The organism is Streptomyces megasporus (assembly GCF_000718985.1).
Taxonomy (GTDB): Bacteria; Actinomycetota; Actinomycetes; order Streptomycetales; family Streptomycetaceae; genus Streptomyces; species Streptomyces megasporus.
The window spans coordinates 119027-139324 of record NZ_JODL01000007.1; the positions used below are offsets into that span (position 1 = coordinate 119027).

18 protein-coding genes are annotated in these 20298 nt (G+C 74.0%); 10 read left to right on the top strand and 8 right to left on the bottom strand.

Annotated elements, in window-relative coordinates; translation table 11 throughout:
- Nucleotides 1-61 precede the first annotated feature (61 nt).
- From IF47_RS0109215 to IF47_RS0109235, 5 genes are all read left to right on the top strand, one after another.
- Entirely contained in the window at nt 62-1852 is a 1791-nt protein-coding gene (locus tag IF47_RS0109215) for an RNA ligase family protein (protein WP_031507960.1), read from the top strand.
- Complete coding sequence (locus IF47_RS0109220) at nt 1852-4713, top strand: poly(A) polymerase (RefSeq protein ID WP_031507961.1); 2862 nt, start codon at nt 1852-1854, stop codon at nt 4711-4713. Before IF47_RS0109215 ends, IF47_RS0109220 begins: the two co-directional genes overlap by 1 nt.
- 37 nt (nt 4714-4750) lie before the next feature.
- Entirely contained in the window at nt 4751-5413 is a 663-nt protein-coding gene (locus IF47_RS0109225; protein ID WP_031507962.1) for a hypothetical protein, read from the top strand.
- Nucleotides 5414-5510: 97 nt separating this feature from the next.
- Complete coding sequence (gene pnuC / locus IF47_RS0109230; protein ID WP_031507964.1) at nt 5511-6176, top strand: nicotinamide riboside transporter PnuC; 666 nt, start codon at nt 5511-5513, stop codon at nt 6174-6176.
- Nucleotides 6173-7279: an AAA family ATPase gene (locus tag IF47_RS0109235; RefSeq protein ID WP_031507966.1), complete on the top strand. Its 1107-nt coding sequence runs from the start codon at nt 6173-6175 to the stop codon at nt 7277-7279. The genes pnuC and IF47_RS0109235 overlap by 4 nt, the downstream gene beginning before the upstream one ends.
- A 21-nt stretch (nt 7280-7300) precedes the next feature.
- On the opposite strand, the gene IF47_RS30625 is transcribed toward IF47_RS0109235, so the two are convergent.
- Nucleotides 7301-7609: a hypothetical protein gene (locus IF47_RS30625; RefSeq protein WP_031507967.1), complete on the bottom strand. Its 309-nt coding sequence runs from the start codon at nt 7607-7609 to the stop codon at nt 7301-7303.
- Nucleotides 7610-8016: 407 nt separating this feature from the next.
- Between IF47_RS30625 and IF47_RS0109245 the strand changes: the two genes are divergently transcribed.
- The 3 genes from IF47_RS0109245 (at nt 8017) to IF47_RS0109255 (ending at nt 11024) form a co-directional block, all read left to right on the top strand.
- Complete coding sequence (locus IF47_RS0109245; RefSeq protein WP_031507969.1) at nt 8017-10041, top strand: N-6 DNA methylase; 2025 nt, start codon at nt 8017-8019, stop codon at nt 10039-10041.
- Nucleotides 10042-10094: 53 nt separating this feature from the next.
- Nucleotides 10095-10538: an NUDIX hydrolase gene (locus IF47_RS0109250; RefSeq protein WP_051717304.1), complete on the top strand. Its 444-nt coding sequence runs from the start codon at nt 10095-10097 to the stop codon at nt 10536-10538.
- Between the two features lie 147 nt (nt 10539-10685).
- On the top strand, nt 10686-11024 hold the full coding sequence (locus tag IF47_RS0109255) for a GatB/YqeY domain-containing protein (RefSeq protein ID WP_031507971.1): 339 nt from the start codon (nt 10686-10688) through the stop codon (nt 11022-11024).
- A 44-nt stretch (nt 11025-11068) separates the two neighbouring features.
- Here the strand turns inward: IF47_RS0109255 and IF47_RS0109260 are convergent, their stop codons facing one another.
- From IF47_RS0109260 to IF47_RS0109275, 4 genes are all read right to left on the bottom strand, one after another.
- The gene (locus tag IF47_RS0109260) at nt 11069-11719 is read right to left on the bottom strand and encodes a class I SAM-dependent methyltransferase (RefSeq protein WP_031507974.1); all 651 of its coding nucleotides are present in this window, start codon (nt 11717-11719) and stop codon (nt 11069-11071) included.
- 112 nt (nt 11720-11831) lie between these two features.
- A complete protein-coding gene (gene mgrA / locus IF47_RS0109265; RefSeq protein ID WP_031507975.1) occupies nt 11832-12821 on the bottom strand; it encodes an L-glyceraldehyde 3-phosphate reductase in 990 nt (329 codons plus the stop codon).
- Between the two features lie 91 nt (nt 12822-12912).
- Nucleotides 12913-13803, bottom strand: a complete 891-nt coding sequence (locus IF47_RS0109270; protein WP_051717307.1) for a DUF3626 domain-containing protein — start codon at nt 13801-13803, stop codon at nt 12913-12915.
- A gap of 155 nt (nt 13804-13958) precedes the next feature.
- Nucleotides 13959-14690 carry a TioE family transcriptional regulator gene (locus IF47_RS0109275; protein WP_031507978.1) on the bottom strand — a complete coding sequence of 244 codons (732 nt, stop codon included), beginning with the start codon at nt 14688-14690 and terminating at the stop codon, nt 13959-13961.
- 58 nt (nt 14691-14748) lie between these two features.
- Between IF47_RS0109275 and IF47_RS0109280 the strand changes: the two genes are divergently transcribed.
- Nucleotides 14749-16008: an erythromycin esterase family protein gene (locus tag IF47_RS0109280; RefSeq protein ID WP_051717310.1), complete on the top strand. Its 1260-nt coding sequence runs from the start codon at nt 14749-14751 to the stop codon at nt 16006-16008.
- Nucleotides 16009-16091: 83 nt separating this feature from the next.
- On the opposite strand, the gene IF47_RS0109285 is transcribed toward IF47_RS0109280, so the two are convergent.
- Entirely contained in the window at nt 16092-16769 is a 678-nt protein-coding gene (locus IF47_RS0109285) for a TetR/AcrR family transcriptional regulator (RefSeq protein ID WP_211257178.1), read from the bottom strand.
- Between the two features lie 98 nt (nt 16770-16867).
- Between IF47_RS0109285 and IF47_RS0109290 the strand changes: the two genes are divergently transcribed.
- Nucleotides 16868-17095, top strand: a complete 228-nt coding sequence (locus IF47_RS0109290) for a hypothetical protein (protein ID WP_031507982.1) — start codon at nt 16868-16870, stop codon at nt 17093-17095.
- A gap of 429 nt (nt 17096-17524) precedes the next feature.
- Here the strand turns inward: IF47_RS0109290 and IF47_RS0109295 are convergent, their stop codons facing one another.
- Both IF47_RS0109295 and aroD read right to left on the bottom strand, forming a co-directional pair.
- Nucleotides 17525-18775: a right-handed parallel beta-helix repeat-containing protein gene (locus tag IF47_RS0109295; RefSeq protein ID WP_051717312.1), complete on the bottom strand. Its 1251-nt coding sequence runs from the start codon at nt 18773-18775 to the stop codon at nt 17525-17527.
- A gap of 358 nt (nt 18776-19133) precedes the next feature.
- The gene (gene aroD, locus IF47_RS0109300) at nt 19134-19910 is read right to left on the bottom strand and encodes a type I 3-dehydroquinate dehydratase (RefSeq protein WP_031507985.1); all 777 of its coding nucleotides are present in this window, start codon (nt 19908-19910) and stop codon (nt 19134-19136) included.
- Nucleotides 19911-20298: the final 388 nt, after the last annotated feature.

Below are 20298 nucleotides of genomic sequence, written 5' to 3' on the forward strand. Positions count from 1 at the left end.
AGTCCACTCCTTTGTCGCTCCTACAGTGACCGGCGTCCCCGGCCCCGTTCAGGAGCGGATCATGCGTGTGCCCTACCCCCGTACGCCGCACCTGCCGTGGTCGCCAGGGGCGTCGTCGGACGACGTGCGGGTGGGGGATCCGTCGGGGCTGCGGGGCGTCGAGGTGGTCGTCACCGAGAAGCTCGACGGGGAGAACACCACCCTCTACCGCGACGGAACGCACGCCCGCTCGCTCGACTCCGCGCACCACCCCTCGCGCGCCTGGGTCAAGGCGTTGCAGGGACGGATCGGCGCGGCGATACCGCCGGGTTGGCGGGTGTGTGGGGAGAACGTCTTCGCCCGGCACTCGATCCCCTACGAGGACCTGGAGGGCTGGTTCTACGGGTTCTCCGTCTGGGACGACCGCGATCGCTGTCTGGGCTGGGACGACACCGTCCGGTTCCTGAGGCGGCTGGGCGTGCCGGTGCCGCGTGTGCTGTGGCGGGGCGTGTACGACGAACGGTCCCTGCGCGCGCTGCGGTTGGACCTCGAACGGCAGGAGGGGTACGTCGTGCGGACCGTCGAGGGGTTCGCGCGGGAGGAGTTCGGGCGTCGGGTCGCCAAGTGGGTGCGTCCGGGCCATGTGCGGACGGACACCCACTGGATGCGCGCGGCGGTCGTGGCCAACGGGCTGGGTCCGGCCGCCGCGCTGTGGGCCGTCCGCTCCGGGGTCGTCCCCGACGTGTCCGCCCTGCTCACCGCCGTCGGCCTGGAACCCGTCGAACGGGAAGCCGCCGAACGGGAAGCCGCCGAGGCGGCCGTGGCCGAGGTGTCCGCCCGGCTGGACGTGCCGGGGCGGACGGGGGACGCGCGGTTGGCCGGTGTGCTGGCCGCGCTGCTGTACGGCGTGCCGCGGGCCCGGGTGGCGTCCCGGCTGGTCGCGCCGCTGGGCATGGCGTGGGCGCGGCGCGTCGCCGACCTCGTCGGGCTCGCCCCGCTCCTGCACCGTCCCCATCCCGACGAGGAGCGCCGGGCGGGGCTGGTGCGGATGTCGTTCGCCGTCGACCTGGGGGTGCTGCACGCGGTCGCCGCCGCGATCCTGGCCGGACGCGACGGTGCGGAGGCGAAGGAGGCGCGCGAGCAGGTCGACTGGTCCGCGCTGCACGCCGAGGACGCCGGGTTGTCGGGCGGGGCTCCCCTGCGCCGGTTGCGGGCGGAGCTGCGTCGAGTGCTCCGTGCGGCGGGGGTGGACGGCGAGGCGGCCGACCGGTGCTGGACGGAGGCGCGCCGGGCGTACGCGCTGGGGCGGATCGCCGGCACGGACGCGGCGGAGGCCGTGGCGGCGACCTGGCGGTGGCGGTCCGGGGAGTTCCCCCGGCTGATCCAGTTGGTCGGGCCGGCGGGCAGCGGCAAGAGCACCTTCGCCGAGCGGCTTCCGGGTGTCGACGCGTGCGTGTCGCTGGACGACCTGCGTCGGGCCCGTGGCTCCCGCGCGGACCAGCGCGCCAACGACGACGTCCTGCGGGAGGGCCTGGCCCGGCTCGACGCCGCCCTGGCCGTCGGTGGGCGGACGACGGTGGTGTGGGACGCCACCTCCCTCACCCCGCGACAGCGCGCCACGGTGCACGCTGTCGCGCGGCGCCGGGACGCGCTGGTCACGCATGTGGTCGCGCTGGTCGACGAGGAGGAGTTGGCGCGGCGCAACGCCGTCCGGCCGCATCCGGTGCCGCCGGGCGTGCTCGCCGCGCAGTCGCGCCGTTTCACCCCGCCGTATCCGGGTCAGGCGCACCGCACGTGGTACGTCGGGGGCGACGGGACGGTGGAGGACACCGACGGGCACCTGCACGGCGCCCCGGACGGGGAGGAGTGGTGATGCGCACCAGCGAGGAGGTCTACCACCAGGTCCGCTGGGACCCGCGCCTCGACCCGGCCCGGTTCGTGCTGGGCGTCCGCCGGCGCGGCGCCGGGCCGGCGCGGATTCCGCTGCCGGCGTTCACGCCCGGCGGCGACATTCCCTGGCACCGGGTGCTGTTCGTGGAGGCGGACGGCGAGGTGGTCTGGGACCGCGCCACCGGCGTGGACCGCGTCGGCTCCTCGGACGCCGGACGCGTGCGCGACCCGCGTCGCCTGCGCGCGCCGTTCTTCACGGCTCGCACGCCCCATGTCTGGGATGTGTCCGCCGGGTGGCGCCCCGTGCGGGACGTGCCCGCGTCCGCCGCGTCGAGCGTGCGCGTGCTGACCTGGAACACCCTGTGGGACCGGTACGACGCCGACCGCATCGACACCGCCCGTCGCCGTCCTCTGCTGCTGGCCGCCCTGGAGGATGCCGACGCGGACGTCATCGCGCTCCAGGAGGTCGAGGCCGGACTGCTGGCCATGCTGCTGGACGCCCCCTGGGTCCGCGCCGGTTACACCCTGGGCACCGACCCGCGCGGCGGGGACGTCGACGAGCACGGGGTGGTGCTGCTCAGCCGGCTGCCCGTGCGGGAGGCGGCCGTGCACGCCCTCGGTCCGCACAAGGCCGTCGCCGCCGTCACCGTCGAGACCGCCTCCGGGCCGCTCACGGTGGCCGCCACTCACCTCACCAGCGACCACTCCGAGAACGGTCCGGCCCGGCGGGAGGAGGAGTTGGCGCGGCTCGCCGAGGGGCTGGCCGGGGTGGAGGGCGATCTGGTGCTGCTCGGCGACTTCAACGACGGCCGCGATGGCGCGGAGGGACCGGCCGCCGCGCTCGGCCTGCGCGACGCCTGGACGGAGGTCCACGGCCCCGATGACCGCACCCCCACCTTCGATCCGGGCGTCAACCCGCTGGCCGCCGTCTCCTCCCTCTCCGGCCGGGCCTCCCGTCTGGACCGGGTCCTGCTGCGCGGCGCCCCGCACGTCGTCGGGGCGGCGCTGCGGGGCGACACGCCCACACCGCGGGGGCTGTACGTGTCGGACCACTACGGCGTGGAGGTGGAGCTGCGGCTGGGCCCCGACGGCACCCCCGGCTCCCCCGGCGTCCCCGATGTTCTCGACGTCCGGCCGACGGCCCGCACGGCGTTGGCGTGGCTGCCTCCCGAGGAGCTGTGGCCGCCGATCCAGGCGCTGCGGCGGGAGCACGACCCGCGGATCCACCGCTGGCCGCCGCACGTCAACGTGCTCTTCGGGTTCGTCCCGGAGGCGGAGTTCGAGCGGGCCGTCCCGCTGCTGGCCGACGCGGTGGCCGAGGTGTCGCCGTTCACCGCGCGGCTGGAGGGCGTCCACACCTTCGGGCACCGGGAGGACGCGACCGTCTGGCTCGACCCGGCGGCGGACGGCGGCGAGGAGCCGTGGGCGGCGCTGCACCGCGCGCTGGTGCGGCGGTTCCCGCGCTGCCGGGGGCGGCGCGAGGGCTTCACCCCGCACCTGACGCTGGGTCGCGCCGCCGATCCCCGGCGGGTCGCGGCCGAGTGCGCCGCCCGTCTGGAGGGCGTCTGCGCGCGGGTCGGGGAACTGGTGCTGCTCTCGCGTCGGGGCCGCGAGCCGATGCGGCCCCGCGCCACGGTCGCCTTGGGCACGGGCGAGGTGCGGTGGCTTCCCGAGGACGGTGCCGGCGGGTCCGTCGCCGAACCCCACGACGGCGAACGGGTCGAGCGGATCGTCCGGCGCGTCGCCGAGGCGCTGCCCGAGGGCGTCGTCCACACCGTCGGTTCGCGGCGCATGGGCTGCGCCCCGGACGGCGCGGACGTGGACTTGGTGGCCGTGTTGCCGGGGGACGCCGATGCGGCCGCCCTCGCCGGGGTGCGGGCCCGGGTGGCGGCGGCGCTGCCCGGGGCCGTCCGGATGCGGGAGGTGACCGGCGCCCGGGTGCCGGGGGTGAAGTTCGCCGTGGACGGTCTGGACGTGGACCTGGCCGTCGTCGCCGGCGGCCCGCTCGACCCGGCCGAGGCGGTGGAGCGCCGTGCCGAACTGGGCGAGGCGGCGGCGGTCGCGCTCGGCGCGGTGACCGACGCGGACGCCGTGCGGGAGGCGGTCGGCGACCGGCACGCCGCCTTCGCCGCCCTGGCCCGGCGGGTGAAGGCGTGGGCGAGGGCGCGCGGCCTGGACTCGGCGCCGTTCGGCGGGCTGCCGGGCCTGGCCTGGGCGGTGCAGGCGGCGGTGGTGGTCCGCGAGGCGGGGGACCTGTCCGGGAACGACCTCCTCCGGCACTTCCACGGCACCTGGGCCGCCTGGGACTGGCGGGAGCCGGTCGCCCTCGCCGGGGCCGTCGAGGGCTTCGGGGCGGCGCCGGTGACGGTCCTGACGCCCACCGCGCCGATCCGTTCCTGCACCGCGCAGGTCGGGCCCGGCTTCCGCGACCTGCTGGTCCGGGAGTTCTACCGGGCCTGGGAGATCCTGGAGGCGGCCGACCGGACCGGCGCCGACCCGTGGCCGGAACTGCTCGCCCCGCCGCCTCTGCACCGCCGCCACACGGCCTGGGCGGTGCTGACCGTGAACCCGCCCGGCGAGGGGGAGTTCGAGGAGGTGCTGGGGGCCGCGCGGGGCCGGCTGCGGGCGCTGCTCGCCGCGCTGGAGGACGCCGGGGCGGTGGACGTCCACGCCTGGCCCCGTCCCTTCGAGACCGGCCCGGCCCTGACCCGGTACGCCATCGGCCTCGGCCGCACCCCGCCCGACCGGGAGGTGGTCGCCGGGATCGCCGAGCGGTGGTGTCGGGGGCTGCCGGGGGTGGGGGTCGAGGTGATGGAGGGCGGCGCGGTGCCGACCCTGCGGTGAGCGGCCGGTTGTCGGAGGCAGGCGCTTGGATGGACGCATGACCGTTCACGACATCGCCCGCCGCCTGCCGGGGATTCCCGCCCTCCGTGACCACTGCCGTGCCCTGGCCATGGCGGAGGCCGTCGTCAACCCGGAGGAGGCCTACCGCCGGCACCGCTTCGACGCCCACTGGTCCGACACCGAGGAGTTGGCCTCGATGGACAACGGCGCGGGGGACGACTACTCGATCGTCTTCTCCGCGGCCGGGGCGTACATACGCGGGTTCGACCACGAGTCGCCCATGAGTCCCTACGTGGACGACCGGCCATGGCCCGGCGTGCTCGACGAGGTCCCGGAGGTCTTCCGGCCGTACGTCACCGAGCCGGCGTTCTCGGAGGTGGAGGGGCTGCCCTGCGTCACCGCCTGCCTGTGGCGGGAGTCGGCGGACGACGCCTGGCGCGCGGGGACGATCCGCTTCCCCGAGGGCGCGGACGACCCCGACGGCTCCGGGTACCTGTTCGAGCTCCTGGTGGACCGCTCGCCGGAGGCGTTCCGGGGCTTCGCCGAGGACTACTACGAGAGGCCGGTCGATGCGGCGGCCGTCCGTCACGTCCTCGCCCTGCGGCCGCTGACCGACGAGGTGGTCGCCGCGCTGAACCCCGAGGTCAGCCTGGCCGACCTCGCCGACGACATCGCCCGCATCGGCTACCCGCGAGGGTGACGGCCCTCCGTGGCCGGGCCTGTCCGCCGCCGATTCCCGCTTGCCGTTCCGCGCCGGCCTCCCTTATCGTCACTTTGACATTTAAGGAGGCCGTCGCATGAACGGCATCGCGGACCTGCTCGCTCCCCTGCAAGAGCCCCTGTTCACCCTGCTGGGCACCCCCGTCAGTTGGACGGAGGTGCTGGGCTTCGGCAGCGGGGCGCTGTGCGTGTGGCTCGTCGCCCGTCAGCACATCGCCAACTGGCCCATCGGCATCGCCAACAACCTGTTCTTCATCCTGCTGTTCACCGGCGCCGGCCTGTACGCGGACGCCGGGCTCCAGGTCGTCTACATCGCGCTGGCGGCATACGGCTGGTGGTCGTGGGTGGCCGGCGGGCAGCAGGCCGCGTCGGGGCGTCTGCCGGTCACCCGCACCGACGCCCGCGTCTGGTGGGTGCTGGCGCCGGCGACCGCGGCCGTCACCGCGGGCCTGACCCTGCTGTTGGCGAGGGCCACCGACTCCACCGTGCCCTTCTGGGACGCCCTGACCACCGCGCTGTCGCTGGCCGCCACCTACGGCCAGTGCCGCAAGAAGGTCGAGTCCTGGTACCTGTGGATCGCCGCCGACGTCGTCTACGTGCCCCTCTACGTCCACAAGGGCCTCCACCTCACCGCGCTCCTCTACCTCGGTTTCATGGCCCTGTGCGTGGTCGGGCTGCTGGGCTGGCGGCGCGAACTGGCCGAGCGCGAGGGGCGGGGGCCCGTGGTGGAGGCGGTGGCATGAGCGGGATCGACGAAGCCGGAAGGGAGTTCGGGCACGGGCTGGTGCTGGGCAAGTTCTATCCGCCGCACGCCGGCCACCACCACCTGGTCCGCACCGCCGCCGCGCGCTGCCGCCGGCTCACGGTGCTGGTGTGCGCCTCGTCCGTGGAGTCGATCCCCCTGGACGACCGGGTGGCGTGGATGCGCGAGGCGCACCCCGAGGAGGGCGTGGAGGTGGTCGGCACGGTGGACGACGTCCCCGTCGACTACTCCGACCCCGACGTCTGGGACGCCCACATGGCCGTCTTCCGGGCCGCCGTCCCCGAACCGGTCGACGCCGTCTTCACCTCCGAGGCGTACGGCGTCGAACTCGGCCGCCGGTTCGGCGCGGTGCCGATCACCGTCGACGTCGACCGCACCGCGTACCCGGTCTCCGGCACCGCCGTCCGCAAGGACCCCGTCGGTTGCTGGAACCACCTGGCGGCCCCGGTGCGGGCGGCCCTGGCCCGCCGGGTGGTCGTGGTCGGCGCGGAGTCCACCGGGACCACCACCCTGGCCCGCGCCCTGGCCGAGCACCACCGCTCACGGGGCGGGGTGTGGGCCGACACCCGCTGGGTGCCCGAGTACGGGCGGTTGCGCACCGAGGAGAAGTACGCGCGGCTGCGGGCGGAGAGACCCGGCGCGGGGTTGGAGGAACTCGTCTGGGAGTCGGCCGAGTTCGAGCTGATCGCCGAGCGTCAACTCGCCGCCGAGGACGCCGCCGCCCGTGTCGGCTCGCCCGTGCTGTTCTGCGACACCGACGCCCTGGCCACCACCGTCTGGCACGAGCGCTACGTCGGTGGCCGCAGTCGAGCGGTCGAGGCGGTCGCCGCCCGCGGCCGGCACCACCTGTGGTTGCTCACCGACCACGAGGGCGTGCCCTTCGAGGACGACGGGCTGCGCGACGGGGAGCACCTGCGCGCCTGGATGACCGACCGCTTCCGGACCGAGCTGTCCCGCCGCGGTCTGCCCCACCTGGTCCTCACCGGCCCCCACGAGGAACGGTTGCGCGCCGCCGCGGCGGCCGTCGACGAACTCCTCGCCCGTGGTTGGGACTTCGCCGACCCGCTCCCGGTGAACGGCTGACCCTCCGGGCCGCCGGCCGGTTCAGGGGGTGGCCGGCCACCGCGCCCCCTCCACGCGGTGGCCGGCCCGTACAGGGGGCGGCGGCCGGCGATCGCGGCCGGCGCCGTCCCGGTCGAGGTGCCCGCCGTGGCCGGACTCCCCCGCGCGGACGGGCGCCGCGCCGGTCGGTTCACCGGCCCCGCCGCCGTGGGCGCCCCCGCTCCCGTCGCCGCCGAAGCAGCTTCCGAGCAGTCCCAGCAGCAGGACGGCGACCACCAGGCAGACGCACCCCAGCCTCAGGTCCTTCCGGTCGATCAGGCGGTTGCCGTTCCTCCCGGTGACCGGCGCCATGGACCCTCCTGGAGCGGATGACAGCGCCCTGCGACCAGGACGGCGGGATGGTGGTTCTGGAGCGCGACGCGCGGGAAGGGCGCGACGGGGACGACGGTCGCCCCCGGGGAGCGACCGTCACCGCTCGCGTAAATCATTGACTGAGTTCACGAAAGATTCAAGTCGATCAACGATCCACGGACCGAGCCCGTCCGGCACACTTCTCTCGCCCGATCGCTTCCCGGCCCGTCACCTCCTCCCCCTTCACCGCGTTTCCGCATGTAAGCGCACATCCTCACCGTGTGAACCCAGTCAACGAGCGTAGTAATCTGCCCAGTAACGCGGGTTGTTCGAATCCTGGCCACTGACCTGGCTCCTTCGAATTCGAACAGCCGCCCGCGACAGCCCGCCGACCCTCGGAGATCTCGATGCCCACACCACGCGCAGTCCCGGTCACTCTCGCGGAGATCGCGCGAATCGCCGGGGTGGGGCGGGCCGCCGTCAGCAACTGGCGGCGCCGCCACGACTCGTTCCCCGACCGGATCGGCGGAACCGACGCCGGCCCCCTGTTCTCCCTCGCCGAGGTGGAGAAGTGGCTGCGGGAGAACGGCAAACTCAAGGACGTCGGGGACCGCGAACTGCTCTGGCCCGGCTTCGAGGCCCTCGGCAGCCGGGACGAGACGGGCCTGGCCATCGCCGAGGCCGGACGGCGAATGCTCGGCAAACGGGTCCGCTCCTTCGACCCGCGGCTGTCGGACGAGGCCCGCGAACTGGTCGGCGAGGCCGTGGCGCTGGGCCGGCGCGAAGGGACCCGGGACACCTTCGAGTTCCTGCTGCAACGCTGGTTGGACGCCCACGTCCGGCAAGTCAGCGCCAGCCCCCGTCCCCTGGCGGCGCTGATGGCCCGGATCGCCTTCACCACCCTGCCGCCGCGCGCCGGCGCTCCGCTGACCGTCCTCGACCCGGCCTGCGGCGCGGGGCACCTGCTGGAGGCCGCCGCCCACGCCGCCACGGCGGCGGGCGCGGACCCGATCACGCTGCTGGGGTGCGACAACGACCCGGCGCCGGCCGCGCTGGCCGCCGCGCGGCTGGCGTTCACCGCGAACGAGGCCGACGCGGTGACGGTGGACGTGCGCGAGGGCGACTCCCTGCGCGCCGACCCGCACGCGCGGGCGACCGCGGACGTCGTCCTGTGCAACCCGCCGTTCAACGAGCGGGACTGGGGGTACGAGGAGCTCTCCACCGACCCGCGTTGGGTCCACGGCCTGCCCCCGCGCACCGAGTCCGAACTCGCCTGGGTGCAGCACGTCCTGGCCCGGCTGCGGCCCGGCGGCACCGCCGTCCTGCTGCTGCCGCCCGCCGTCGCCTCCCGCAAGGCCGGGCGTCGGATTCGCGGGGCGCTGCTGCGCGCCGGGCTGCTCCGCGCCGTGATCGCCCTGCCCCCCGGCTCCGCCCAACCGCACAGCGTGTCGCTGCACCTGTGGGTGCTGCGCGCCCCGGACGGCGCCGAACCGGTCCGGGCCTCCGGCGTGCTGCTGGCCGACGCGTCCGACCGTCCGCAGCCGGCGGGCCGCGAGAGCGGCGTGGACTGGGAGGCGCTGGGCGACTTCGTGCACTCCGCCATCGCGGCGTACGACCGGGACGAGGCCGAGTTGCCGGACGGCGCACGGCGCATGGCCGTCATCGACCTGCTGGACGAGGAGGTCGACCTCACTCCGGGCCGGCACGTCACGCCCGCCTCGGAGGGCGAGGAACTGCGACTGGACGACGCCTGGCGGGAGTTCACCGAGACCGTCACCGGACTGCGGACCGCCGGCAGGGCACTGGCCGCCCTGAAACCGGTCGACGCCGACGGGGGCAGGCGCCCGACGACGACGGTGGGGGAGCTCGCCCGTGCCGGAGCGCTCACCCTGCGCGGCGGACAGCAGCCGCCGGACGGGACGGTCATGAGCGGCGACATGGCCGACGACGGGGTGCCCCTGCTGACCGTCGCGGACCTGGTGCAGGGCGGCGACCCGACGGGTTGGCTGCGCAGAGCCGAGGTGGCGGACCGCAGGATGCTGGTGGCGGAACCCGGCGACATCGTGGTGGCCGGGGTGATCCGCGCCTTCACCGCCTGGGTCCACCAGGGCCCGCCCACGGTGCTCGGCGCCCAGTTGTACTCCCTGCGCGTGGACCCGGAGAAGCTGGACGCCTGGTTCCTGGCCGGCTGCCTGCGGGCTCCGTCCAACGGGCGTCAGGCCGGCACCCACGCCTCCAGCGCCTCACGGGTGGACGTGCGCAGGCTCCAGGTGCTCCACCTCCCCCTGGCCGAGCAGCGGCGCCACAGCGAGGCGTTCCGGCAGCTCACCGCCTTCGAGGAGTTCCGCGCCCGGCTGGACGACCTCGGCTCCCGGCTGGTGCGCGACCTCAGCGACGGCCTGGCGACGGGACGCCTGACGGTCGAGCGGTGAGCCGCTCCGCCGACCGGGGCCGGGGCCGGACACCGGCCGGCAGAATCGGCCCCATGGCGCGCGAGGACGAGGCGGTCTCCCGGGGCCCCGACGAAGGACAGAGGCCCCTGGCGGTGGTCACCGCGGTGGTCGTCCGGGAGGGGCGTCTGCTGGTCGTCGGCAAGAAGGCGGCCCCGGACGTCCTCTACCTGCCCGGTGGCAAGCCCGAGCCGGGTGAGACCCCGCTGGAGACCCTGGCGCGGGAGTTGGACGAGGAACTCGGCGTGGCGCCGCTGGAGCCCCGCTTCCTGGCCGCCGTCGAGGCCGTGGCCGCCCTGGAGGGGGTGCCCATGCGCCTGACGGTGTTCGAGGCGCGCCTCGACGGGGAGCCCCGCCCGGCGGCCGAGCTGGCGGCCGCGCGGTGGATCACCGGCCGCGAGGACGGGCTCCGCCTCTCCCCCGCCCTGCGCGACCACGTGCTGCCGCTGCTGCGGCGGCGCGGCCTGCTCCCGCCGTAGCGCTCCGGCCCCACACGCTCCGGTCAAAGGGGCCCGGTCAAAGGGGCCCGGCGCCGTACGGATATCCCGTTGTGGGGCCGAAGACGCGGCCCTAGGGTCACCGACATGTCCTTGCGTACCCGTATGCGTCAAGCCCTGCCGGAAGCGATGCGCGCCCGCGACAAGGTCGCGGTGAGCGCCCTGCGCGCGACGCTCGCCGCCCTGGACAACGCCGAGGCGGTTCCCGTGGACGCCGTGGACCCCGCGAGCGGGGTCGAGCCGCGCGGCTCGGCCCTGGAGTGGTCGCCGGTCGGCGCCGGCGCCGCCGAGGTGGCCCGGCGGGAGCTGAGCGAGCGCGGCGTGGTGGACATCGTGCGAGCGGAGGTCGCCGAGCGGCTGGACGCCGCGGAACGGCTGCCCCTGCCCGCCCACGCCGAGCAGGCCGCGCGGCTCCGCGCGGAGGCCGCCGTGCTGCTCCGGTTCCTCGACGCCCCCGGCGCCGTGTAGGACGCAGCGGGGCCTACCCGTCCGGACGCCGAGCGGTCGACGGGTCACGCCTTCCCGCGTCCACGGGCCAGGAGGTATGCCTGCGGGGTCCTCTCCTCCTCGGGTTCGCGCAGCACGCGGGCCCGCACCTCGAACCCGGCCTCGTCCAGCAGCCCCGCCACGTGGTCGGGGCGCAGGCGGTGGAAGTCGAGCGAGACCTCGTGGCCGAGCGCCTCGTCGAGGTGGAGGACTCCGTCGCCGGTCTGGAAGGCGAGCAGCAGCAGGCCGCCCGGCGCCAGCACCCGGTGGAACTCCTCGAACGCCTCGGGCAGTCGCTCGGGCGGAAGGTGGATGACGGAGTACCAGGCGACGAGACCGGCGAGCGAGCCGTCCGCCAGGTCCAGCTCCGTCATCGTGCCCTCGGTGAACCGCAGGTCCGGGTACGTCCGCCGGGCCAGCTCGACCATCGCGGGCGACAGGTCGACGCCGAAGGCGTCCACGCCCAGGGTGTGGAGGAGGGCGGTGACGCGCCCCGTTCCGCAGCCGACGTCGGCGACCCGCCCACCGCCCGCGGCCTGTACGTACGCGGCGAACGCGGTGAGCATCGCGCGGTTCAGCGGCCGGTCGTCCAGATCACCGGCGGCGTACGCGGCGTAGTCGGCGGCGAGAGCGTCGTAGGAGGCTCGGGTGGCGCTCAGCCAGGAGGGTTCGGTCATGGGCCCGGACGGTATCCGTCGACGGTTCGGTGGGGGTGGGTTCCGGCCGGCGGGACGGCCCGGTGGAGCGGCGCGGTGACGGCCGCGCCGCTCCGTTCGCGTCCGGCCCCGACTACCGGGCGTGGCGGTCGATCTCGGCGAGTTCGTCGTCGGTGAAGTCGAGGTTGCCGATGGCGGCGACGTTGTCCTCCAACTGCCCGACGCTGCTGGCCCCGATGAGCGCGGAGGTCACCCGCTCGCCGCGCAGCACCCAGGCGAGGGCCATCTGCGCCAGGGTCTGGCCGCGCCAGCCGGCGATCTCGTCGAGCGCGCGGACCTTGGCCAGCGTCTCCTCGGTGATGCCCTCCGCGGTCAGGAACGGACTGGCGCCCGCGGCCCGGGAGTCGGCGGGGATGCCGGACAGGTAGCGGTTGGTCAACAGCCCCTGGGCCAACGGGGAGTAGGCGATCGAGCCCGCGCCCACCTCGTCCAGGGCGTCGAGCAGACCGTCCTCCACCCAGCGGTTGAACATCGAGTACGACGGCTGGTGGATCAGCAGCGGAGTGCCGAGGTCCGCCAGGACGCGGGCCGCCTCACGGGTCTGCTCGGGGCTGTAGTTGGAGATGCCGACGTACAGCGCCTTGCCCTGCGTCACGGCGCTGTGGAGGGCGCCCATGGTCTCCTCCATGGGCGTGTCGGGGTCGGGACGGTGGGAGTAGAAGACGTCCACGTACTCCACGCCCAGGCGGCTCAGGCTCTGGTCCAGGCTGGCCAGGAGGTACTTGCGCGAGCCCCACTCGCCGTACGGGCCGGACCACATGTGGTAGCCGGCCTTGGTGGAGATGACGATCTCGTCGCGGTGGGGGCGGAAGTCGCGGGCGAAGTGCCGGCCGAAATTCGCCTCGGCGGCACCGGGCGGCGGGCCGTAGTTGTTGGCCAGGTCGAAGTGGGTCACGCCCAGGTCGAACGCCCGGCGCAGGATGTCCCGTTGGGTCTCCAGCGGCTTGTCGTCGCCGAAGTTGTGCCACAGTCCCAACGAGATCGCCGGCAGCTTCAGTCCACTGCGGCCGACGCGACGGTAGGGCATGGTGTCGTACCGGGACTCCGCGGCGGTGTAGGTCATGGTGCTCCTCGACATGGGGACAGGGGACACAGAGGGAAAACGCAGAGGGGACAGAGGGGACAGAGCGTGGCGGGGGCCGGCGGCTGCACCGTTATACCCCGTCGTGGACGGCCGGGGCGACCGCGACCCGCGCGGCGCGGTACGGGGTCGGTGGGCCGAAACGCGCCAGGCAGTGCCAGACCCGCTTGAGCGCCTGGGGGTCGTGGCGGCCGGTGCGGACGGCGTCCCCGACGATCCGGGGATCGAGGAGGCCGTCGACCGCGATCTCCGCGCCCAACTCGACGTACTGTGGCCCCCGGTAGTCCGGGTGGCGCCGCAACTCCTCCACGGTGAGCCGGAACCCGCCGTGCCACTCGACGGGGCAGGGAAGTTCGCGGGCGGCGGCCTCCACGTCCGTGCCCCGGTGGGAGGGGTCCAGGACCAGGGCTTCGACATCGCGGTCGAACCGGACCGGGCCGTGGACGTGGGCCTCGACGTAGTCGTCCAGGGCGTCGGGGTCGTCGGCCTCGGCCGACTCCAGCGGCGAGCAGCGGTCCGCGACGCCGAAGACGGTCGGCTCGGCGGCGCTGTCGGGGTAGCAGAACGTGGCCCGCCCGAGGGTCTCGGCGGTGAGCCTGAAGTGCGCGGAGCCGAACCTCGGTGCCGCGCCGACGGACCTGCCCCGGAAGTTCAACGCGCCGTAGACCGGGCGCTCGTGGGGGGCGGCGCGGTCGTACGCGCCGCCGAAGATCCGGCTCTCCCAACTCCACCGGTCCCCTCCGGGACGGGCCGTCAGACCGCCGTTGCTCGTGCCGGTGACGAACTGTGAGAGGTAGACGCCGTCCTCCGCCATCGCGCGGAGGATCGGACGTCCGCCCGTCGTGCGATCGGGGTGGAAGTTCACCGTCAGGCGCAGTCGGGCATCGAGGGGCCCTCCCGTCGACCGGGCCGCGACATGGCGCAGGGCCCGCTCCCGGGGAGACGAGGGCGTGTCGGTGCTCATCACGGCAGTATGCGCGGGAGTGGATCACGACCGCACCGGGATTTCGGCGCCACGTTCGGGGTGAAGGTCGCGGGTGGGGGTGCCGGGTCCCGGGTTTCTGTTTCGGTTTCGGGTTCGAGTTCCGGTGAGCGCTCGCCCGGCCGGCGGCAGGCGTCTCATCCGCGCTCGCGGAGGTACGCCTCCAGTTCGGCGGCCCCGGTCAGCAACGCCCGTCCGCGGGCGGACAGTCGGCCGTGCCAGTCGCGCAGGACGCCCTCCAGCGGCTCCAACCCACCGGCCGCCCGCACCTGGTCGATCAGCGGGGCGATCTGCTCCAGCAGGTGGCCGCCCCGCCTGAGCTGGTGGGTCAGTCGGGCGTCCCGCACGGCGGCCTCGTCGTAGACGCGGTACCCGGTCCGTGGGTCGCGACGCGGGCGCACCAGCCCGGCGCGCTCCCAGGCGCGCAGCGTCGCGGGCCGGATCCCGAGCTTCTCCGCCAGCGGCCCGATGAACGTGCCGCCGGGCTCGGACGCCGGGGCGGGCCGGGACGCCGGGGCGGGTTCCAGATCGCGGAGGGCGCTCTCCACGGCCCGGAGGGTCCGGCGGTCGTCGAGGAGTTGGGCGTGGCTCTCGTCGATGAGGCGGAACGCCTCGTCCACCGCGCCCTCGTTCACCGCCCGCATGATCGACGTCGCCGTCCGGTGGCCGTGGCCGGGCACCAGGGCGAGGAATGTGCGCAGGGCCCGCGCGTGGAGCGGGGTGTAGGTGCGGTGGCCGTGGGGGGTGCGATCGGCGGCCGGGAGGATGCCCGCCTCCTCGTAGTTCCTGACCGCCTGCGTGGACAGGCCGTGCCCGCGCGCCAGGTCGATCGGCCTGAGCCGCCTGCCGTTTTGAAGCTTTCTCCCCATGGAGCCGACGATATCGCGGAAAAGTTTCAACCAAGCCTTCAACGATACCGTTGAAGGTATGGCTACCGACATCAAGGACACCGCCCATGCCGTCGAGGCCGCCGCCGTCATGGGGCTGCTCCCGACCCGGCCGCGGGTGATCGCCCTGGGCGAGCCCACCCACGGCGAGGACGCCCTGCTCGACCTGCGCAACGAACTCTTCCGGCAGCTCGTCGAGGAGGAGGGCCACCGGACGATCGCGATCGAGAGCGACTGCCTGCTGGGCCTGGCCGTGGACGACTACGTCACCTCGGGCACGGGCACCCTCGACGAGGTCATGGAGCGCGGATTCAGCCACGGGTTCGGCACGTCCGCGGCCAACCGCGAGCTGGTGCGCTGGATGCGCGCCCACAACGTCCGCGCCGACGACGAAGGCCGGCCCGCGTCCGAACGGCTCCGCTTCGCCAGTTTCGACGGCCCGTTGGAGATCACCCACGCCGCGAGCCCCCGACAGGCCCTCACCGCGCTCCACGGCCACCTCGCGGCCCATGTGGACGCCGACCTGCTCCCCTGCACCGCGGACACGCTCGACCTCCTGCTCGGTTCCGACGACCGGTGGACCGATCCCGCCGCGATGACGGACCCGTCCCGGTCCGTGGGGCGGTCGGCCGAGGCCGTCCGACTGCGGCTGCTCGCCGACGAGTTGGTGGCGCTGCTGGACGCGCAGGCGCCGCATCTGATCACGGCGACCTCACGGGAGGACTGGGAGCGGGCGCGTCTGTACGGACGCACCGCGACCGGCCTGCTGCTCTACCACCACTGGATGGCCGACGCCTCGCCGGCCCGCATGACGCGGCTGCTGGGCCAGCGGGACCGGATGATGGCCGACAACCTCCTCGCCCTCGCCGAACGGGGTCCGGTCCTGGTCCACGCCCACAACGCCCATCTCCAGCGGAACAAGAGCACGATGCGCATGTGGAACCATCCGCTGCTGAAGTGGTGGAGCGCCGGTGCGTTGGTGAGCGCCCGCCTGGGCGAGGAGTACGCCTTCCTGGCCACGGCCCTCGGCACGATCCGGCACCAGGGGGTGGACACCCCGCCGCCGGACACCCTCGAAGGACTCCTGTACGCACTCCCGGAGGACCATCGCCTCCTCGACGCCCCACGGCTGGCCGCCGCCCTCGGCGACACCCCGCCCGCGCCCCGCGTGTCCCCCTGGTTCGGTTACGCCCCGCTCGATCCGGCCCATCTGGCGGACAGCGACGGGGTCGTGTTCGTCAAGGACGTCCCGCGGGTCGAGGGTCCGCATCGGGCTTTCGGCGCGGGACGCCCTTCGTGACGCGGACCGTCCCGCGCCATGTCGAGTGACGCCCCGACCACCGCTCGCCGCCCTTGCGAGGGGGCTCCCCGACAAAGGGCCCCTCACTCCCGACGACGCGTACCGGGCCGCTCCTGAGCCGATGGTTCGGAGCCGAACAGCAGGTCGAGGTGGGCGTCGAGGACGGCGAGCCCGAAGGGCGCGTCCCGGTGGCCGACCAGCACATGGGTGCCCAGCCCCTCGGCGAGGGCGAGCAGCGCGGCCGCCGTCCGGTCGGGGTCGTGGTCGCCGGCGATCTCCCCGGTGACCTGGCCTCGGCGGACCAGCAGGGCCAGCAGCTCGTGGAGGCTCTCGTACCCCCGGCGCAGGTGCTCGGCGAGTTCCGGCGTCACCAGGGCGCGGGCGGTGAACGCGGTGGCGATCCGCAGTTCGGTGGCGCGTCGGTCGTCGGCGGGCAGCAGTTCGACGAGGATGTCGCGCAGCACGGCGCGTACCGGCAGCGCATCGGGGGATGCGCCAAGACGCCGCCGTACCCGGGCGTCGCCGCGCTTGCCGATGTACTCCAGCCCGAACAGCACCATCTCGTCCTTGCTGCGGAAGTAGTGCTGCACCGCGCCCAGCGACACACCCGCCTCACGGGCGACATCACGCAGGCCGGCCGCCTCCAGGCCACGACTGTCGATGATCGCCAGCAGTGCCTCGGCGATCCGTTGTCGCCGCTCGGCATGCCGTGCGCCCAGCCCCCGGCCTCGCGTTCCCTCACGGCCCGCCCGCTCGCTCACTCCGTCATCTCCCACAATCCCATACACCTGACTTGGTAAGCTGCTCTCCGGGTAAATCAATACGACTGTACTGAGATGTTCTTCGGAGGGCGCTCGGCATGCTGATCACCGGAACACTTCTGATGATCCAGGGCTTCGGTTCGGCTCTGGCCGTCTGGCTGGGGGACGGCAACTGGGGGTTACTGGCCTGGGCGGAGACCTGGTTCGAGCTGCCCTCGTGGACCGGCGCCGCCGTGGGCGGACTGGGCCTGGCTCTCGTCCTGATCGACCGATTGGTCAAAGGCGGCAAGGCGGCACGGACCGCGGGCCGGCCACGGCGACCGTGACACAGGCGGCCTTGACCTCGCGCGGCTCCACACGACGATCCCCTCGCGGACGTCGGCAACGCCCGTTCACGACCCGACGGTCTCCCCGGCCAGGAGGTCCACGGCGGAGCCACCGTGGGTCTCCCTACGGCCTGGTACCCGCCGGCGGTGGTCTGGACCCGAACGGACCGCGGTGTCGTCCGCGCGGAGGAGGTGTCGCTCGCCAGTGGTCGAGCGACCATCGGCGAGTGGTCACGCGGTGTCCGCCCGGGCATGTCCGCGTCGGTGCGCGAGCGTCGACCGGTGAACGCCTCGGTGCCGCGCACTTCGGGCCGCGCACTTCGGCTCGTGCGGGCGCGACGGTGGACGGATCGGGCCCTTGCCCACCCGGTCTCCCGGGTGGGCAAGGGCCCACGTTCCTCCCGTGTCGGGCTCTCGGCTCGCCCCGACTCAGCAGGTACTGCGGTTGGTGTTGTCGAGCGTGAGGTTGCGGTAGGTGATGTTGGTGCCGCAGGGGCTCTCCCGCAGCGAGGTGTTGCTCAGCGTCAGGTTCTGCAGGGTGATGTCACGGTTGCCGGGGAACTCGCCGCGGGCCGCCAGCCTGACCTCCCCGCCGCCGCTGACCGTGCCGCTCTGGCCGGCGATGGTGACGTTGTAGCAGTTCTCGATCAGGATCGCGTTGTTGCCGGTGTTGGTGAGCGTCACCCGGTCGATGACGGCGCCGCCGCTCTCGGAGACGCAGAACACCCCGCGTCCGCCGCCGCGGGCGATGACCTCGCCCACACGGATGTTGGTCGGGTAGCTGCTGCCGATCCGACCGTTGCGGTTGGCCATGCGGAACGCCGCGTAGCCGGTGCCGGTGCCGGTGTTCTCCGCGTCGACCCTGCCCACGGTGGCGTTGATGGTGTCGTTCAGCAGCAGTCCCGAGTAGGCGACGTTGCGGGTGGTGACCGTGCCGATGGTCAGCCCGTCCACCCCGTAGGTCTCCACGCCCTGGTCGCCGGCTCCGGAGATGTAGGCGTTGTCGATGCGGATGTTGCGCGAACGCACCGAGCGGTCGCCGTGGTTGTCGATCCGGATTCCCAGGCCGGCCGACAGCCGCATGTCGATCTGACCGAGCACCACGTTGGTCACGTTGCGCATGAAGATGCCGTACCGCGGGACGCCGGTGACGGTCAGGTGTCCCACCTCGACGTTCGAGGTTCCGCGGGAGTAGATCGGCGCCTGGTCGCCGGAACCGGAACCGGTCACGTTGACGGTGCCGCACACGTCGATCGCGGTGTTGCTCGGCAGCGACACCCGGGTGCCGGCGCTGATCGAGCCCGAGCCGCGCACCACCACGCGCTCCTTGGAGGTGCGGTTCGGCGTCAGGCTGTTCACGGCCGCCTGCATCGCGTCGCGCATGTTGCCGCCGGTGTAGACGGTGCTGCCGCCTCGTCGGGCCGTCCAGGTGCTGCCGTTGAGCACCGCCTCCGCCTGGTACGAGCCCTCGCCGCAGGCGGCGGCCGCCTTGGTGTCGGCCGCCCGCACCGGTGCGGGCGCCCGCGCGACGGTCTGTTCGGACCGCTCCGGACGTGCCTGGGGTTCCGTGGCCTCGACCGGGGTCGTCGCCAGCGCTCCCAGGGTGGCCACCGACAGCAGACCGGCCGCGACGGCGGTGAGCGTGCGCTTCCTGGGGGATCTCGCGACTCCGCTTCCCATCTTCGGCTCCTTGGGGGGGTGTGGGGGGGTGAGGAGTGTGGGGGCGTGCGTCCGCCGAACGCCGTCCCGTGGGTGCGGTCCGGCGGACGGCCCCGCTCCGTCGCGGCCGTTCCCGACGGGCAGGGGAAGAGCGGTGGAACGGCGGGTGGCACGGAGGGGAGGGTAAGCGCTTTCTCAGGCGCGCCGAGTATTGCAACGTTTCATTCAGAGGGTCAAGGAGTAGGACACGATGGGCAATTGCCATCGACGGCGGCCGTTCTCCCGCCCGGCCCGCTCTGCTTCCACGACCAGCGCTTTCCCCCTCCGCATCCCCGAGGAAGGGTCCGTAAATCCCCGCCGGACGGGCCGGCGCCCGGCCTCACACCGCCCGGTCCAGCACCTCCAGCACCGAACGCAGCTCCGCCACGTCGATCTGCCCCGGCGCGGAGGCCGTGCCGACCATGCCGAACGTCGCCGCGGACCCGAAGACCCGGCCCGCCAGGCGCGAGACCAGCCCCAGCCCGCCCATCGCCATCGTGATCAGGGGCCGGTCGGCGTACTCCTCGCGCATGACGCGCGTGGCGTCCAGGAGGGTCAACACGTCGGCGGCCGAGTGGGGCATCACCGCGATCTTGCAGATGTCGGCGCCCACCTCCTGCATCTCCCGCAGCCGCGCGACGATCTCGTCCCTGTCCGGGGTTCCGAAGAAGTCGTGGTGGGAGGCGACCACGGGCACGCCGTGCTCGTGGGCCGTCTCGACGATCCGCGCCACCACGTCGGACCGGCGGCGGTACTCCACGTCCACCAGGTCCACGTGTCCGGAGCGGGCGACGGCGGCGTTGAGTTCGCCGTACGCCTCGTCGTCGACGTCCGCCCGCCCGCCCTCGCCCCGGGTGCGGCAGGTGAACAGCAGGGGCATGCCCTTCAGCCGGTCGGTCAACTCCCGCGCGGTGGCCGTGACGGCGGCGGTGTCGGTCAGGGGTGCGAAGTGGTCGACGCGCCACTCGGCCACGTCGGGGCGCACGTCGAGGAGGGCGTCCACCTGGCTCCGGAGCTGTTCCGGGGAGGCTCCGGTGAGCGGCGCGACGACCTTGGGCGTCCCCTCCCCGATGGTCACCCCGCGCACCGTGACGGTCTTGATCGCCTTGCCTGCCATGCCTCTCCCTCACCTCGCGCGCCCCGCCGGCCCGGTGGTCCGCCGGTCCTGGTCCGTACATCATCGCGTCCGGAGCCGCACGGCGCCGCCGCACCCCGTTTCCCCCTGGGCCGGCACGGGGAACGCGGCCTCACGTGACGCGCCGGTGGAGACAGGAAGGCGGGACATGGAAACGGTCACGGTGATGCCCGGAGAGCCGGACCGGGTCCGGGCGGAGGAGACGCCCGAGCCCCCGTTGGAGGGTGGCCACGGGCGGCCACCGCCGGGCCGGTGTCGTGCGAGCCCTGTGCGCGCGGTGAGGGGGACTTCCGCCGCGACGGGCGGTTCACCGAACGCGGCATCAGAGGCGGGGACGGTTTCGACCCCGAGCGCCGGCGCGTCGAGCCCG